At 40.5% G+C, this 16,459-nt stretch carries 17 protein-coding genes; 9 read left to right on the top strand and 8 right to left on the bottom strand.

The window, feature by feature from the left end:
* Nucleotides 1–8: 8 nt before the first annotated feature.
* The 4 genes from J2Z37_RS17905 to J2Z37_RS17920 are packed head-to-tail and all read right to left on the bottom strand — an operon-like array spanning nucleotide 9 to nucleotide 1,315.
* Entirely contained in the window at nucleotides 9–350 is a 342-nt protein-coding gene (locus J2Z37_RS17905) for a GGDEF domain-containing protein (protein WP_209811669.1), read from the bottom strand.
* Nucleotides 320–481 carry a diguanylate cyclase domain-containing protein gene (locus tag J2Z37_RS26165; protein WP_209811670.1) on the bottom strand — a complete coding sequence of 54 codons (162 nt, stop codon included), beginning with the start codon at nucleotides 479–481 and terminating at the stop codon, nucleotides 320–322. Before J2Z37_RS26165 ends, J2Z37_RS17905 begins: the two co-directional genes overlap by 31 nt.
* Nucleotides 474–623: a hypothetical protein gene (locus J2Z37_RS17915; protein ID WP_209811671.1), complete on the bottom strand. Its 150-nt coding sequence runs from the start codon at nucleotides 621–623 to the stop codon at nucleotides 474–476. Before J2Z37_RS17915 ends, J2Z37_RS26165 begins: the two co-directional genes overlap by 8 nt.
* A gap of 38 nt (nucleotides 624–661) precedes the next feature.
* The gene (locus J2Z37_RS17920) at nucleotides 662–1,315 is read right to left on the bottom strand and encodes a PAS domain S-box protein (RefSeq protein WP_209811672.1); all 654 of its coding nucleotides are present in this window, start codon (nucleotides 1,313–1,315) and stop codon (nucleotides 662–664) included.
* 343 nt (nucleotides 1,316–1,658) lie between these two features.
* Between J2Z37_RS17920 and J2Z37_RS17925 the strand changes: the two genes are divergently transcribed.
* The gene (locus tag J2Z37_RS17925; RefSeq protein WP_209811673.1) at nucleotides 1,659–3,257 is read left to right on the top strand and encodes an ATP-binding protein; all 1,599 of its coding nucleotides are present in this window, start codon (nucleotides 1,659–1,661) and stop codon (nucleotides 3,255–3,257) included.
* A gap of 187 nt (nucleotides 3,258–3,444) precedes the next feature.
* Here J2Z37_RS17925 and J2Z37_RS17930 read toward each other — a convergent pair whose 3' ends face one another.
* The 3 genes from J2Z37_RS17930 to J2Z37_RS17940 all read right to left on the bottom strand — a co-directional run bounded on the left by J2Z37_RS17930 (nucleotide 3,445) and on the right by J2Z37_RS17940 (nucleotide 7,101).
* A complete protein-coding gene (locus J2Z37_RS17930) occupies nucleotides 3,445–4,521 on the bottom strand; it encodes a Ger(x)C family spore germination protein (protein WP_209811674.1) in 1,077 nt (358 codons plus the stop codon).
* Nucleotides 4,518–5,453 (bottom strand): GerAB/ArcD/ProY family transporter, encoded by a 936-nt coding sequence (locus J2Z37_RS17935; protein WP_245203900.1) that lies wholly within the window; start codon nucleotides 5,451–5,453, stop codon nucleotides 4,518–4,520. Before J2Z37_RS17935 ends, J2Z37_RS17930 begins: the two co-directional genes overlap by 4 nt.
* Nucleotides 5,454–5,637: 184 nt before the next feature.
* Complete coding sequence (locus J2Z37_RS17940; RefSeq protein WP_209811676.1) at nucleotides 5,638–7,101, bottom strand: spore germination protein; 1,464 nt, start codon at nucleotides 7,099–7,101, stop codon at nucleotides 5,638–5,640.
* Nucleotides 7,102–7,599: 498 nt separating this feature from the next.
* Here J2Z37_RS17940 and J2Z37_RS17945 point away from each other — a divergent pair, with 498 nt between their 5' ends.
* The 4 genes from J2Z37_RS17945 to J2Z37_RS17960 all read left to right on the top strand — a co-directional run bounded on the left by J2Z37_RS17945 (nucleotide 7,600) and on the right by J2Z37_RS17960 (nucleotide 11,112).
* Nucleotides 7,600–7,761: a hypothetical protein gene (locus J2Z37_RS17945; RefSeq protein ID WP_209811677.1), complete on the top strand. Its 162-nt coding sequence runs from the start codon at nucleotides 7,600–7,602 to the stop codon at nucleotides 7,759–7,761.
* Between the two features lie 30 nt (nucleotides 7,762–7,791).
* Nucleotides 7,792–9,468: a recombinase family protein gene (locus J2Z37_RS17950; protein WP_209811678.1), complete on the top strand. Its 1,677-nt coding sequence runs from the start codon at nucleotides 7,792–7,794 to the stop codon at nucleotides 9,466–9,468.
* A 40-nt stretch (nucleotides 9,469–9,508) separates the two neighbouring features.
* The gene (locus J2Z37_RS17955; RefSeq protein WP_209811679.1) at nucleotides 9,509–9,859 is read left to right on the top strand and encodes a stage V sporulation protein K; all 351 of its coding nucleotides are present in this window, start codon (nucleotides 9,509–9,511) and stop codon (nucleotides 9,857–9,859) included.
* Nucleotides 9,860–10,125: 266 nt separating this feature from the next.
* Nucleotides 10,126–11,112, top strand: a complete 987-nt coding sequence (locus J2Z37_RS17960; protein WP_209811680.1) for an LCP family protein — start codon at nucleotides 10,126–10,128, stop codon at nucleotides 11,110–11,112.
* Between the two features lie 33 nt (nucleotides 11,113–11,145).
* Here J2Z37_RS17960 and J2Z37_RS17965 read toward each other — a convergent pair whose 3' ends face one another.
* A complete protein-coding gene (locus J2Z37_RS17965; RefSeq protein WP_209811720.1) occupies nucleotides 11,146–11,787 on the bottom strand; it encodes a serine/threonine protein kinase in 642 nt (213 codons plus the stop codon).
* Between the two features lie 186 nt (nucleotides 11,788–11,973).
* Between J2Z37_RS17965 and hflX the strand changes: the two genes are divergently transcribed.
* The 4 genes from hflX (at nucleotide 11,974) to glnA (ending at nucleotide 16,436) form a co-directional block, all read left to right on the top strand.
* The gene (hflX, locus tag J2Z37_RS17970) at nucleotides 11,974–13,242 is read left to right on the top strand and encodes a GTPase HflX (protein ID WP_245203901.1); all 1,269 of its coding nucleotides are present in this window, start codon (nucleotides 11,974–11,976) and stop codon (nucleotides 13,240–13,242) included.
* 36 nt (nucleotides 13,243–13,278) lie between these two features.
* Nucleotides 13,279–14,544, top strand: a complete 1,266-nt coding sequence (locus J2Z37_RS17975; protein WP_209811681.1) for a methionine gamma-lyase family protein — start codon at nucleotides 13,279–13,281, stop codon at nucleotides 14,542–14,544.
* 101 nt (nucleotides 14,545–14,645) lie between these two features.
* Entirely contained in the window at nucleotides 14,646–15,056 is a 411-nt protein-coding gene (locus J2Z37_RS17980; RefSeq protein ID WP_209811682.1) for a MerR family transcriptional regulator, read from the top strand.
* Between the two features lie 39 nt (nucleotides 15,057–15,095).
* A complete protein-coding gene (gene glnA, locus J2Z37_RS17985; RefSeq protein ID WP_209811683.1) occupies nucleotides 15,096–16,436 on the top strand; it encodes a type I glutamate--ammonia ligase in 1,341 nt (446 codons plus the stop codon).
* The last annotated feature ends 23 nt before the right edge of the window (nucleotides 16,437–16,459 follow it).

The following is a 16,459-nucleotide window of genomic DNA, read 5'->3' on the forward strand; positions in this document are numbered from 1 at the left end:
AATAATAATTATTTGTACTCCACATAGGAACGAACGCAATTCCGTCCATCTTGTTTCGCCTGATACAATGCTTTATCTGCTGATGCAACCAAGTTTAAAGATGGGGTATATTTTGTCGGCACCATCGTTGCTGTTCCTAAACTAATTGTAGCCCACTGATAGATTTTCGAACCGGCTTGAGGAATCTCTAATCTCTCGATGGCTTCCCGAATTTTTTCTGCTACTCTCCTGGCACCTTCTTCATGTGTTTCTGGTAGAATGACACTGAATTCTTCCCCCCATATCGGAAAATGCGGTCTCCTGGTCTTCTTAATACATTTCAAATGGTTGTGGCCACTTGCTTTAAACATTCATCTCCACCTTGATGGCCGTAGGTATCATTAAAGGCTTTGAAATAATCAATATCCAACATGATCAGCGACAAAGGGATGGAGTTTCGAATTGATCGCTGCCATTCTATTTCTAGATATTCATCAAACAAACGAACGGCGATTGGCCACCCCAGTCAATCCGTCAGTGGAGGAAAGGTGTTGTAAAAGTTCGTTAGCCACCTTAAGCTTTTGTTCAGTCAGTTTCCTTTCGGAAATATCTTCAATGATAACCTGGAAAGCAGGCTTATCCATATACTCAATGGGGTAGCAATTACATCTACATCAATTACCTATCCATCCGAGAAAACATATTTTTCTTCCAATAAACCTACAGGCTTATTGATTTCCAACTGTTGAATTCTGTCCCTGACGATTTCATGATAATCAGGATGAACATATTCCAAAATGTGCCGACCAATTAGATCCTCTGGGGATGAGAACCTAAGCAGACGAACACTCGCTGGATTAGCGTAGACGATTTTATCTGCCTGATGAACGATGATTGCATTGGGGGAAGACTCAATCAACGCACGATAACGTTCTTCACTATTCTGTACTGAATGCATATGGTATTGGACCAATTCAGCCATTTGGTTAAACGTCCCACAGAGTTCCTGAAGCTCAATAGAAAAATGAGCATAAGAAGACGGTTCGATGCGGTATTCATATTTTTCTTTTCCCATTTGACGTGCACCCTTCAGCACTTCTTTAATCGGAATTTCAATCTGTTTGGAGAGTAACAACGTACACACTAAACCTATGATCAGAACGAGCAATAGGGCTACCGTTAACACCATCATCAATTGGTAGAAAGGAGAGAAGATGTCATCCCTCGCAAATTCCCCAATGATAAGCCATTTATGGCCATTGACCCACCTATAATCACCAAAAACAGTTTCGCCCCTGTAATCTGGATAACTTTGAGTGACTTGTTTCCCCTGCATAGCTAGGCGGAAAAATCCAAAGTGTCTAGAGCAATCTCTATTTCGCTAAACTGGCAGTTATCCTCAATAAATGCTGCTTATGATGGGACATAAAATTGGTATTATTTGATACATGTCGGAATTAATTTCATGCAGGTCATCATGAAACCATGAATTACAGTGATTAGGCTTAGTTTAGGAATAATTTCTGTCTGTGCAGCCACTTTTATTGAAGGATTTTACGGCCTCCGTGGGACTTGAAGAATAATTCGATGATAAATTGTATTATTATGTTTACATTATTTTTAAAATTATTATACTATTAGTATTGTTTGGTCACTATCTTGCAAAGAGGTATTTATAAATGATTCGCGAACTATTCATCAATATCACCATTCTTGTTTGTGCGTATTTTGTTATCCATCAACTTTTTAAGGATATAAACCTCTCGATTTATTCCAGCATAAAGGAACGTATCTATTATGGTATTGCAAACGGTATTGTAGGTCTGTTATTACTATTATTTCATTTTCCCATTTCTACAGGGATCTACATAGATTTACGTTATTTACCCATTGTGTTTGCAGCCTTATATGGTGGTTGGGCTTCTGCGTTAATCGCTACTATTATCGTGTATTCCGGAAGATTGCTGATATATGATGAATTTCATATACAATTATTACTTGTTCAGTTGACCCTTTTTGTTACTGCTGGATTTTGTGCTTTTATTGCAATATTTAAACTTAGAAATTGGATTAAGATGTTGTTGATGTTAACAGCAGTAAGCATAACAAATCTCTATATTGCTTATGTCATCACTATTCAGGACAAGTCCGTCAACATTTTATCTCTGTATAGAGATTATATCCTAGCTATTTGGATAGGCGGGGGAATAGGCTTTTATCTAATATCATATCTTCGTCGAGTAAGCTTATTTGAATCAAAGTATCGTATGATTGCAGAAAACACTTCCGATTTCATACTTGTCCTAAATGAACAAATGAGGGTTACTTATTGTTCACCATCCTGCGAAAAGTACTTGGGATATAGGTTAAATGACCTAAATGGTGAGGGCCAACTAATCAAAACGGTTCATCCGGATAACCAAATAATGGTGGTTGACGCATTGGAAAGAAAACAAGCTGCCAAAGTCCAATGTCGAGTTCGGAACAAAATAGGAGATTGGGTATATTTAGAGGCAAACATTATGCCGATATATAAAAGAAATTCTTCCATTGAAGGTTTAGTAATAATTAGCCGTGATATTTCAGAACGAAAACAGGAAGAGAAACTTTTGATCAAATCGGAAAAACTATCAATAGTGGGGGAACTTGCGTCAGGAGTTGCCCACGAAATAAGGAATCCATTAACCACGCTAAAAGGTTTCTTGCAGTTTATGAAGGCTGATTTCCCAGATCCCATGTATGCGGACCTCATGTATTCGGAACTGGAGCGAATCGAGTTGATCACAAACGAGTTTCTTATGTTGGCCAAGCCTCATTTGGTGCATTTTCAACACAATGACCTGAAGTCGCTGCTAGAACAAGTTTTACCACTTATTAATTCTCAAGCTATTATGAATGATATTGAAATTATCACGAAAATCGAGCCTGATTTACCCCTATTGTTTTGTGAAGCAAATCAAATCAAACAAGTATTTATAAACTTGTTAAAAAACGCGATAGAGGCTATGCCGAACGGGGGCATAGTTAAAATTAGTATTTACCGTGAAAATTCTAATGAAATAAATATCTCTATCACGGATCGAGGGGAAGGAATAGCGCCAGAAAGAATTCCTTATCTAGGTCAACCGTTCTATTCTCTAAAAGAAAAGGGCACCGGTTTAGGATTAATGGTGTGTTCTAAAATTGTCAAGGAACATAGGGGAGAAATGGAATTTCATAGTGAGTTAGGAAAGGGGACTAGCGTCGATATCACTTTCCCATTAACTACAGCAGAGTGAAGAAAAGGGCACCCGTTTACTCCTATTTAGTTATCTACAGCCTATACTCATTTCTAGTATCATTCAAAGGCTTCGTTATTGAAATAAATCAGGTCAAATAAAAAGTTGTTCTACGACGGTTAACGATAGTTAAGGAGCCACATGCTTAAGGCTCCTTTTGGGCAGTTATGCGCAATTTGTGACTATCTCATCTCATTACTTTTGTCAATGGCTGGATGTCAAGCTCATAAACTACTTTAATCTGCATCTTTTCCCAATGTCGAAACCATTCTTGTTCACTCATTGGTCTTGAAAAAGGGGTAAGGGTTAGTGTCCCAATTTGCAAGGGATCCACTTTCGATTTCTGAAGATCCTTTAACAAGTCCCTCGACTGAGCTTCTAAGTACGATATGATATCTCTCTTGAGGTCAGCAAATTGATTTCGATCACGTATATTTTTTCCTCCGAGATATTCCTCAATCCTGCCTTCTAGTTTGACTTTCATCGTAAGGATGGAATAGTCATGATTCAATGCCATTTCAACCTTTGACCGGACTTTTCCCAGAGATACGGATAAGGATGGAAGCGCAAGTGTTTTAAGATAGTAGTTGTTGCTGATTAACTGGAATATCTGGTCTTGCCTTTTCTGAATGGAATTGATGAGTCGATCATCTTTAAATAATGCCGTACCTTCATAGGAAAAATTATCATGGTTTGCTTTAAAAATGGGCAGGACGGGATCTGCATAGGGAGAGTATAGCTTTTTCATAAATTGATGAAGATTTACGATATTGATGTCTCCTTGCTTTTCGTAGTGCTTGAACATGCGATAAAGAAAATAATCCAAATCTGGCTGCTTCGTTAGCTGATAATTGATGTAATCATCAAGATCTCCAGTCACGATAACTAGATAAAGACGTTGAGAAATAGCAGGGTCTGTCAGCACGGTGTTGACGAGTTGACGTATGCCTTTTTTGGAAATTTTCTCGTCCAAGAGCAGCATTCGAAGTTGTCCGTTTTTCAACTCACGATAATAATTCAAATTAAATTCCTTGCCGCCCTGCTTTAGCAGATGTACTTCTTGGGTTAAAAGCCGTTTTTGTTCTTTCACAAGCGGGGGAGCAAGCGTGCTGATTTTTAATTTTCCATCCCCGGTTTCTTTTATATACCAAAAAATAACGGGAGCGATTTCCTCGATCGTATTGTTTTCCACAAAAGGAGAGCAAGCTGTCATCCCCAAAATACCTATTAATCCAATAATAAGCATGCGCTGCAACTGCTTCATGAGAGGCGTCCCTTCCATTTCATCACGGCTAGGAGGGAGACTGGAACAAACAGATACGTGAATGCCCCAAACCATATTTGGAGGTTCAGCAAAAGGATTTGTTTATCTCCTGACTTCCAGAACCATTCATTAACGATCATCACACCGCTGACAATCATAAACCAACTAATCAAAAAACCGAGTCTTGTCGTCTTTTTAGTTGCTGTTCCAACTACAACACGGGCAGCGCCATAAAAATACAAAAGGAAGATTGAAAGCCAAAATACAAGTACAACCAGATGGATGGAGATTAAGATAATCTCAATTCGTTCAAAAAAAGGAGATTGCAGGTACCGGATCATGTCAATCACCGGGAATTTGATTTTATTCAAGTAGGTAGAGCCAAAAAAGAAGAGCGAAGCTATAAATAACAACAAATATTCCATAGTTGAAATCATATTCGCTATCGTAAAGGACTTCAATATCGTTTGTTTGGGTTTAAGCCAAGGAGCTAAAAACACTAATAATTCTGGACCTGAAAAGGCTGACCCGATGAACAATATTCCCCTCCAAGAATCTCTCGACCACTCTGTTGGAAATAACGGATATAAATCATGAATGGCAGCTGTTGGCGGAAAGAAAAAAGGGATAAAGGCAATAAGGATCCAAAATGTACTGAAAAATACGATGACGACAAATTGAATAGTTTTTTCCATTCCTTGGCTAGCGATATAATAACAGATTAAAAAGATAAAAAGGACAAACCAATTGGAGTTCATGGATGGGAAAATATATTGGTATACAATTTCACCTATTCCAAGGGTTAGGACAGCAATTTTAATGAATAGCAAACCCAAGCTCAAAAAAGCAAGGATCCGAACCGGTTTATCACCCAAAAGGTCTACAAATCCCTGATATCCTCCTGCATACCGAGAATGAAACCATTTTGACAATAGGAATAAGTTGATTTGTGAGAGTAATCCGACAGTTAAAATCCCCCATATCATATAAGGATGAACTAAAAAACTGGGCATGATCAAAAGGAAGTAAAGTACTTGTATTCGGTTCATGATAAACACGGTATACACACTACCAAAGGAAGTGGTTTTGTCATATAAAGAGAAGGATGTCATGCAATCATCTCCTTTGCTTATATCTCCATTTTTGAAGTGGACGCAAATATTCTGGGCGAGTTTTGATATGGTTTAGCGGACCGCGTATGAAAAGGTCAATCCAATCTCTGCCGTAAAAGGGGGCGACAGGTGCAAAATAAGGCTGTTTAAGTGACGTTAGCCGATTCAAGTGAGCCAGGATGAGGATCGTGCCGAAAGTGATACCCACTATCCCAAGTCCCCACGCCAAGACCAGAAAACCAAATTGGATTAAGACATTCGCTTTGGTCATGAGATAATTCGGAACCAAAAAGAAGGCGATAGCGGAGATGCCCATGAGGACAATCAATATTTTGCTTGCAAATCCAGCTTCAACAGCAGCCTGTCCAATTACAATGCCGCCAATGACTCCAAGCGTTTGACTGGTCTTCGTGGGCATTCGCAAACTGGCTTCTTTGATAATTTCAAGAATGACGAGCATCATCAAGGCCTCCCAAAAAGGAGAAAAAGGCAGCTTACTTCTTGACTCCAATAGAACGTATAGCATCTGCAGCGGAATCATCTGATAATGATGAGTGGTCAACGCTACATAAAGAGGGATTAATACTAAAGAAATTACAAAGCTTATATACCGGATTAGACGCAAGAAACTGGCAATGCTCCAGCGGAGAAAGTAATCCTCAGGAGACTGGAATAGATGGAAAAATGTAATGGGAGCAAGCAGGGCAAAGGGAGTATTGTTTACTAAGATAGCTACTTTCCCTTCTCCCAAGGCGTATGTGCACGCATCCGGGCGATCCGTCTGCAGAAACTGCGGAAAAATGCTATGAGGATGGTCATCCATGAATGCTGCGACTTGTGAAGAATCCAGGAACTGATCATAATTGATGGTAGAAATTTTGTTTCTAGCCTCTGAAATAAATTCAGGATTCGTCAACCCTTCGATGTATATCAAGATGACCTGTGTTTGACTTAAATACCCAATATGAAACTTCTCTGTCTTTAATTCCGTCAAAGGTAATCGCCTGCGGATCAGGGTAATATTGTCGTCAATCTGTTCACTGAAACTGTCTTTTGCCCCATAGATAACGGTTTCCGTGACAGATTGCTCTATGGACCGGCTTAATGGCTTCTCCAACTGAATAGTCCACCAATGACTATCCTTTGGGTTGTTAAAAACAATGGAGCCAAGCATGAGATTTTTTTTTGCATCCTCTAAAGTTGTAATTTTGTTGATTTTAGCGTTAGTAAAGCATTGGTCCATGTTGTCAGAAGAACACTGGATCAATGGTTCTATAATCGATTCATTTAGGCGTTCTTTGTCAATTAAAGTATTGATATAGATCAGTGTTATTGGTTGATCAAGAGCAGTTCTTTGTTCAACGAACTCTGCGTCATCGAGGTTTGCCAAGCTCGTTTTCAAGGCATCTAAAGCAATAACTGTCTTTTTAGGCTGATTATCATCGTTCTTGCCCTTTAAATGGAACATATTTACCCTCACAGAGAATTAGAATTTTTTCTGATCTTATTATGAAGCATATGTTTTCAGTTCATCCATTAACGGTTTGTCAGGACTTTATTTATTCCGCTATCGGGTGTCTTTAGCTCAATAAACAGGAGATTATTCTGAAGGATTACCAGAAAGTAAAATTAATCGGACAAAGAAAAAGCCCGACTTTCGCAGAGTCGGACTCAAAAGTTATAAGCGAGTTAAAACACATAAAAAATTCAATCAATCGGAAAGAAAACGTCTCCCGCTGACTGCCTCCGTTATGCCCGAAGAAAATTATATGAGGCAAGTCTTGTTTTTTGAATTCAAGAACAAGATGTCAAAGAAGAAACAGAGTATAAGAACCAATCTTGAGATTGGTCTTAATCCCTTTTATTAGGAAGTGAAAACCTAGGATGATAATCATTCATCCTTAAGTAAAAAATCGCATAGGACTACCCCATTTTCCCATATTGATGTATCAAGGGAGGGGATCTAATGAAAAGGTCTAGAAATAAATTCAGCATACTTGAAATCCATCCGAATAACGGACCAACATTAGAAGAACTGCAACCCAAAATTAAGGAATGGATTACAGAAGTATTGAAAATTTCCCAAAGGTTAGATTACGAAAGCTTAAAAAAGGACAACAATGGCTAATTGTAATAATGATATGCTAGGGGTGTTCAAATGATTAAAAAAGTTCAAGGCTCTATTAAATATCCTAATGATGAATTAATGGTCTTAGTTGAACAAATTAAGGCCATTATTTATGTTCGTGTATCTACAGCTGATCAAGCGATTCATGGATATTCCTTAGAATCACAGATGGAAAGGTGTATTAAACATGCAAAGGAGAAGTTTAATTATACTGAATGCCAACTAATGGTCGTTATCGAGCCTGGAGAGCAGGGAGATAACCCGGATCGACCTGGGTTGAATCATGTTTTATATCTTTTAGAAAACAGCGTTGGTAGGAAATTAGTTATTCTTCATCCAGACCGATTGAGTAGGTACTTGGCGTTACAAACAGAGATTACTCAACGTGTTTGGAATGCAGGTTGTGATCTCGAATTTGTAGAATTTCAGGTGGATCCAAATAACCCGGAGTCTATGTTAATGTACAATATACAGGGCTCAATTGCACAATACAATAAAGCAAAAATACTTGCTAATTCCAAACGTGGAAGAAAACAAATGATTAAAAACGGAAAAATTCCAGGAATAAACCGGGTTTATGGGTATAAGTATGATAAGGATCTTGATACCCTTGTGGAGGATCCATATGAAAAAGAAGTATATTTAAAAATGGTTGACTGGATGATAAATGGAAAAGACGGAGAAGAAATGACGTGTACTAAGATAGCTATAGAGCTTTGTAAACAAGATGTTCCAGGCCCTAAGGGACCAATATGGTATCAGACTACTGTAAGTAGGATACTCCATAATGATATTTATTTAGGTAAATTTTATTATGGAAAAACAGAGATTGTTCAACAGAAAGGAAAAAAAATAATTGTCGAGAAACCTAGAGAGGAATGGCTAGAAATTGAAATTCCGCGCTACATTAGTGAAGATGATTTTAATAAAGTTCAAATTAAACTAAGAAATTTAATTAAAAAAAATAGGGGTCGAGAAACACAGAATTATATTCTCAAAGGAATTTGTCGCTGCGGAAGATGTGGTGGAGCACTTGTTGCAGGACCGCCAAGTCGTTTGAAAAACGGGACGTTATTTTACTATACATGTGTAAATAAAGCCAAGAAGGGGTTTCGAACCGGAACAGGTGAAGCAGTTAATGTTTGCCGCGGGCGGAATTGGAGGCAGGACGTAATTGATGATTACGTTTGGAAATATTTAAAGCAATATATACAAAATCCAGATCAAATTATTAAAGAAATTCTTGACCAACAAGATGATATTAATAAACTTGAGGAATTGAATTTAAAGGAAGAAAATCTCTTAAGAGTAATTGAGAAAAAACAAAAAGAGCGTAAAAAATACCAACAATTGTTTGTGAAGGATTTAATTACAGAAACAGAATTAGAGGGAAATTTAAAGCCACTTAATGGGGAAGTACAACAACTCGAAGTTGAACTTGAATTTATACGTAATACAAAGAATCGTGCCAAAGAAAAGCAAAACGATTTGGGAAGAATAAAGGAAACAATTAAAAAGTATCAAAGTACTTTATCAGACCTGACTATTGAAACCAAAAGGAAGTTGGTTCAGATTTTAGTGAGCAAAGTCATTTTGAATGAAGATACTATACAAATTGTGACTAGGTGGAAACCAGAAAATGATGGGCAAAATTCTACCCATCCGCATAGTAATTCAAACCCTCGTCAAAGGGTTGGAGGATTATAAGACGGATTTTGTCCTTATTCTTGCTGGTTACTCCAACGAAATGGACGAATTTTTAAATTCGAATCCAGGGCTCCCATCCCGTTTTCCAATCCAGGTCTCTTTTCCTGATTATCGTTTGGATGAACTGATGCAAATTGCCGAGATGATGCTTGAACAACGGGAATATCAGCTCTCCTCTTATGCCAGACAAAAACTAAGGAAACATCTGCAAAACCAGATGCACCATCCCCATCGCCGGTTTAGTAATGCTCGACATGTGCGCAATATTATTGAGAAATCGATCCGCTATCAAGCGGTCCGATTAATTCAGAAGACGAACCCAAGTAAAGAGGATTTGATCACCATTGGTTCCGATGACTTGCATTGTGAATCATCCTCCGGATTGTGGTAACGAAGACGAATAGATAGGAACCGGGTGAAATCTTGAAAACTTTCTCCCGGTTTTCATTTGTGTCGAATCAAATCTATTTTTGTAAAATTAGGGGTTGATAGGGAAAGGAGGAATAAGGTAAGGTTGAATAAGCAGGAAAAAGTTGAAAAGAAAGGAAAAGTATGACCATGCCCACGCCAACGAGACCAGGACAAAACATACCGAGACGAAGAAGAAGAAAGAAGAAAAGGTTGCGTTTTCTTATTTTTAATGCCCTCATATTTTCTTTGATTATAGGAATTAGTGCTGTTGGTTATGCATCATGGCGGATTGACCAGGCTTTTGACGAAATGGTTATTCCATCTACAGAAAAGGTTCAAGTTTCGAAGAGTGCTGGGGCGGTTAAGACGGTTCAGGCGGAAGCAGAACAAGAAGAGGAAAAGGACACCTTTTCGGTGTTGATCCTTGGTCGGGATTATCGTCCGGAAACAGGGACGAACCTTACCGATGTGATGATTGTTGCGACCATTGATAAGAAAAATGGAAAAGCTTCTATGGCTTCTATTCCGCGTGATACAAAAGTGTATTTTCCTGAAATTGATCATCGAGCCAAGGCGAACGAGGCTTTTAATCTAGGTGAACATTTACGAAAACAGGAGGAAGCAGAAGGAAAACAGCCGACTGTTGATGGCTCCATGCTGGCCAAGCAGATGGCGGAGGATGTTTTTGATATCCCGATTGACCGTTTTGTCGTCGTCGATTTCGAAAGCTTTAAAGCAATTGTCGATGCGGTAGGCGGCATTACCGTTGATGTGGAGCGGGATATGATTTACAACGACCCGAACGATGGGACACATATTAACCTCCGTGCAGGACGGCAGCACCTAAACGGGCAAAATGCCCTCAATTGGGTACGTCATCGAAAAGATGATCGAGGAGAAAATTTTTACTCTAGTGACTTTGATCGCAACCGTAGACAGAAAGAAGCAATTAAAGCGATTGCTTCTGAATTAACTTCCTTTAAAGGGGCGACTAAGCTGTTTGATGTGATGGATGCGATGGCCGACCATATCCGCACAGACCTGAGCAAAGATGAGTTGAAAAGTCTTTTCCTCAGCTTGCGGAATTTCAGTCTTGATGGGATCCAAACACTGGAAACACCAAATGTCTATTGGGACAGTGCAGAACTGCAAACCGTCATACCGAAAGAAGATCGACAGCTAATACATGAGGAATTGCAGGATGTTTTGGAGGGGAAAGAGAAGCCAGAATAATGGCTTCTCTTTTGCTTAGTTTCGAGAGGGCTGTTAGGAGGAGAAAAAATATTTTTTGTATTTTCGGTAGCACTTCCGCACTAGGTTTAGTACAAAATAGGGGACAGGAACAGGAAAGTGATAGAAGAAGGGAAGATAGATCTTAAAATAGGCTTTTTTAAGATCCTTCCATTTAGAGCAATACTCCTGTTTGTAGAAATCCGATACGTCTACCACATAACCCCGCCCATCTTTCATCATCACATTTTTCCCATGTACGTCGTGCGGGTTTAAACCTTTTGTACGAGCATAGTCAAGTGCTTGGTCAATATCAAGAATCACTTGCCTGGGAATCCGAAGGCCTTCATGCATACAATTATATAATGTGGTTCCATATAGGCGTTTAAGAACTAGGAAATTCTCCTGGTGATAATAGCACTTGGAATAGGCAGGGTGGTCCCCTAAACGACGATAGACCTCTATTTCCTCGGTTATTCCAGGTCTACCCGGGGCATAAATTTTGACCACCCACCCGGGGTATTCCGGATGATATAAAACAGCTGCATAATTTCCGATCCCGCACAACTTCCAAGGGGAAGGGATTTTTTCTACAACAAGAGGTTCCGTTGAATGTAAACTGGTAATTTGAATCTGGGGAAGTAATTGTGTATTAATTAGGTTTACGAAATGTTCCATTTGTTCGCCCCATTTTAAATCCATTTCCATCTGACAATAACATGATTATGTTGGGCTTTGCAAGATGGGAACTTTGCTTGAATCTTGCTACCCTGATACGTTGAACCACTAGAAAAAGAGCATTATAATAAATAAGCATATTCCCATCTTTTGGCTTTAAGGGAATCGAAGGGCAGGGCGATAAATTTGGAACAAGAAAAAGAACGAGCCATACTTGTCGGATTACAGCATTCAAACTTGACGGATGAGGTTTTTTACACTTCCTTAAAAGAACTGGAAAGTCTGGCGGATACGGCGGGAGCAGAAGTCATTGCGACTCTGACGCAAAAAAGGCCGAGTGCAGACCGGGTGACGTATATCGGAAAAGGGAAGGTTGATGAACTGAAGGCAGCAATTGAAGAGTTAACACCTGATCTGATTATTTTTGATGGAGAACTTTCACCCATTCAACAGAGAAACTTAGAGAATCTATTGGATACGAAAATTATTGATCGAACCGCACTCATTCTCGATATTTTTGCACTGCGGGCAAAAAGTAGAGAAGGGATCCTACAGGTAGAATTGGCACGACTGCAGTATAAACTTCCTCGTTTGACTGGGAAAGGGATGGAACTAAGCCGGCAGGGAGGAGGTATTGGCAGCAGGGGGGCGGGGGAGCAAAAGTTAGAAATGGACCGCCGTCATATTCGCAGAAGGATCGATGAGATTAAGTCCCACATGGAAACCGTACAGCGGACCCGTGAATTGCACCGGGCGCAGCGAAAACGCACAGGCATCCCTGTCGTTTCGCTAGTCGGGTACACGAATGCGGGGAAATCATCCCTTTTTAATAAGATGTATTCTATCCTGGGCAATAGCGCGGTGGAGCAAGTGGAAGCAGAGAATAAGTTGTTTAAGACGCTCGATACGACCACGAGAAAGCTGGAATTGGAATCGGGATGGGAGTTCTTGTTGTCCGACACGGTTGGTTTTATTCAAAACCTTCCACATAAATTGGTGACAGCCTTTCGGAGCACGTTGGAAGAGACGGTCCAGGCGGATCTGCTGCTACATGTGATTGATAGTTCGAGTGCGAACCGTGACGAGCAAATCCAAACGGTAGAAGATGTATTGGAGGAATTGGATGCACTTGATCGGCCTACCCTTAAGGTTTACAATAAAACAGATCTTCTGGAGATTATGCCTTATCTTGGTACTGATGGGGTCGCCGTCTCTGCCGCAACAGGAGCAGGGATTCAACAGTTGGTTGATAAAATGGAAGCGATCCTTTTTGCACATTCCAAGGTATACACGATGAGAATTCCCTATCAAGAGGCGGAGATCATGTCCAGGCTACACAGGCTTGGTGAATTGATTGAGAAGAGGGAGTTAGAGGAATTCTGGGAGGTGCAGGTGCGCTTGTCTGATGAGGATTTCGGCAGACATAAAGCAGAAATCGAGGCATTTTTAATCTAAGTAGATGAGAATCGTGAACAGCTAGGAGCATAACATATGTATTCAATGTTAAAGTTTGGTGAAAAGTTAAAGCCTTATGTGGAAAAGGCAGAGGCCATGATTGAAAGCCGATTAAAAGAAATTGAGGCGATGGCGGATTATAATCAGTTCAAGGTATTGCGGGCATTTCAAGAGGCAGAAGTGACCGAATTCCATTTTGCCCCTTCCACAGGATATGGTTATGATGATGTCGGCCGGAGCACCCTGGAAGCAATTTATGCGAAGGTTTTCGGAGGGGAAGCTGCCCTCGTACGGCCGCAAATTGTATCCGGAACACATGCCATTTCCATTTGTCTATTCGGATTGCTTCGTCCTGGGGATGAACTGATGTATATTACCGGTGCCCCTTATGATACCTTGGAAGAGGTGATCGGGGTACGGGGAACTGGACAGGGATCGCTAAAGGATTATCAAATTGATTATCAGGCAATACCGCTTACGGAAACAGGGGAAGTTAACTTCGAGTTGATTGCCAGCTCTATTTCTGAGAAAACAAAAGTGATTGGCATCCAACGCTCAAGGGGTTACGCGGACCGGCCGTCGTTTACTATTAATCATTTAAAACAGATGATCAGCTTTGTTAAAGAGATTAAACCCGATATCCATGTGTTTGTCGACAACTGCTATGGGGAATTTACAGAGGCGCTTGAACCCACGCAGGTGGGTGCTGACATTATGGCTGGCTCCTTGATTAAGAACCCTGGCGGCGGACTAGCCAAAACAGGAGGCTATATTGTTGGACGTGAAGATTTGGTGAGGTTGGCTTCCTACCGTATGGCGGCACCTGGAATCGGAGCGGAGGGAGGGGCCTCGCTTTATTCCTTACATGAGATGTATCAAGGATTTTTCCTTGCGCCACATGTCGTCGGGGAAGCGCTAAAAGGGGCAACCTTCACAGCAGCAATGCTTGAATTATTAGGTTTTCGTACCAATCCTAAATGGAATGAGCCTAGAACAGACTTAATCCAATCTGTGGAATTTGGTACGGCAGAGCGACTGATTGCTTTTTGTGAAGGAATACAGAAGGCCTCTCCGGTCGATTCCCATGTTCGCCCTGAACCGAGTGAAATGCCCGGCTATGCGGATCATGTGATTATGGCAGCGGGAACCTTCATTCAGGGTGCGAGTATCGAGCTGTCCGCAGATGGACCGCTGCGTGCGCCGTTCCTCGGATTTGTGCAGGGGGGACTGACTTTTTCTCATGTTAAGGTAGGCGTTCTTACAGCTCTCGACCGAATGCTCGAAAAAGATCTGCTTTTTTAATGATATTTTTCTTAACATCCCATGTCAGAATAATTGACATGGGATTTTTGCTGCGATAAAATGTGCCTATGTTGGAAAATATGAATGAAGAGGTGTTAATCTTGGGTGATGAGATCCGTCGCAATATGGCTTTGTTTTCCATCGGAACAGTCATAAAGCTCACGGAATTGACGGCGAGGCAGATTCGTTATTATGAAGCACATGGACTGGTTCAACCGGCAAGGACAGAGGGAAATCAGCGACTCTTTTCATTCAATGATGTAGACCGGTTACTGATAATTAAATCCTATCTTGAGAAAGGATTGAACATGGCCGGTATTAAAGAGATGTTAGGGCTGGAAGCTCCTGTTACGATGGATGACAAAATGGTGGCCCCTGTCGCAAAGGGAATTCGTAAGGATATGACAGATCGGGAACTTAGACAGCTGTTGAAACAGCAAATTATGATGAGTAAACCGGGATCATCGACATCTTTGATTAGTGGGGAATTATCTCGATTCTTCATTAATTAACGATAGATAAAAAATAAGAGTGTTGAGGGAGGCTTAACTATGGGTAAAAGGTATTCTAAAGAAGATATTCGTCAACTGGCGCAGGATGAGAATGTTAAGTACATTCGACTTGTGTTTACAGATTTATTAGGAATGATTAAAAATGTAGAGATTCCCGTTAGTCAGTTGGACAAGGCATTGGATAATAAGATGATGTTTGATGGTTCTTCCATCGAAGGATTTGTTCGAATTGAAGAATCGGATATGTACCTTTACCCTGATTTGGACACCTGGATGGTCTTTCCATGGGGCAATGAATATGGGAAAGTAGCTATGATGTTCTGTGACGTGTATTTATCTGATGGCGTAACGCCATTCCCTGGTGATCCTCGAGTCATTTTAAAACGTACTCTTAAAGAAGCTGAAGAGCTTGGATTTACAGCGATGAATGTGGGACCTGAGCCGGAATTCTTCCTATTTAAACTAGATGAAAAAGGCGAACCAACGCTTGATTTAAACGATAAAGGCGGATACTTTGATTTTGCTCCCCTTGATCTAGGGGAAAATTGCCGTAGGGATATCGTGTTGACCCTGGAGAAAATGGGATTTGAAATCGAAGCTTCCCACCACGAAGTAGCACCTGGACAACATGAAATCGATTTTAAATATGCTGATGCTGTGAAGGCCGCAGATCAAATTCAAATTTTTAAATTAGTTGTTAAAACAATCGCACGTCAACATGGTTTACATGCAACCTTTATGCCGAAACCAATCTTCGGAATCAGTGGTTCTGGAATGCATTGCCACCAATCGTTATTTAAAGGTAAAGAAAACGCCTTCTATGATGAATCCGATGAACTTGGCCTTAGTGTGACAGCCAAAAAATATTTGGCAGGAATTATGAAGCATGCTCGAGGATTCTCAGCGATCACCAATCCGTTGGTCAATTCCTATAAGCGTCTTGTGCCAGGTTATGAAGCGCCATGCTATGTCGCTTGGTCGGCAAAAAATAGAAGCCCGCTAGTTCGCGTTCCTTCGTCTCGTGGGTTGAGCACCCGTATCGAGGTTCGTAATCCGGATCCTGCGGCCAACCCGTATTTAGCTTTGGCCGTAATGCTTGCTGCTGGGTTGGATGGAATCAAAAACAATCTGGAATGTCCAAAGCCTACTGATCGCAATATTTACGTCATGAATGAATTGGAAAGAGAAGAGGAAGGAATCGGCACACTTCCATCCACACTTAAAGAAGCCATCGATTGCATGAAAAACGATCCTATCATCGTAAAGGCATTGGGAGAGCATGCCTTTGTGAACTTCGTGGAAGCAAAAGAAATTGAATGGGACATGTTCCGTCTGCAGATTCACGGGTGGGAGAAAGAACAGTATATGTCGAGCTATTAAGATTAAAGAAACCCTTGGCACCA

It is taken from the genome of Ammoniphilus resinae (assembly GCF_017873965.1).
Lineage (GTDB): Bacteria > Bacillota > Bacilli > Aneurinibacillales > RAOX-1 > Ammoniphilus_A > Ammoniphilus_A resinae.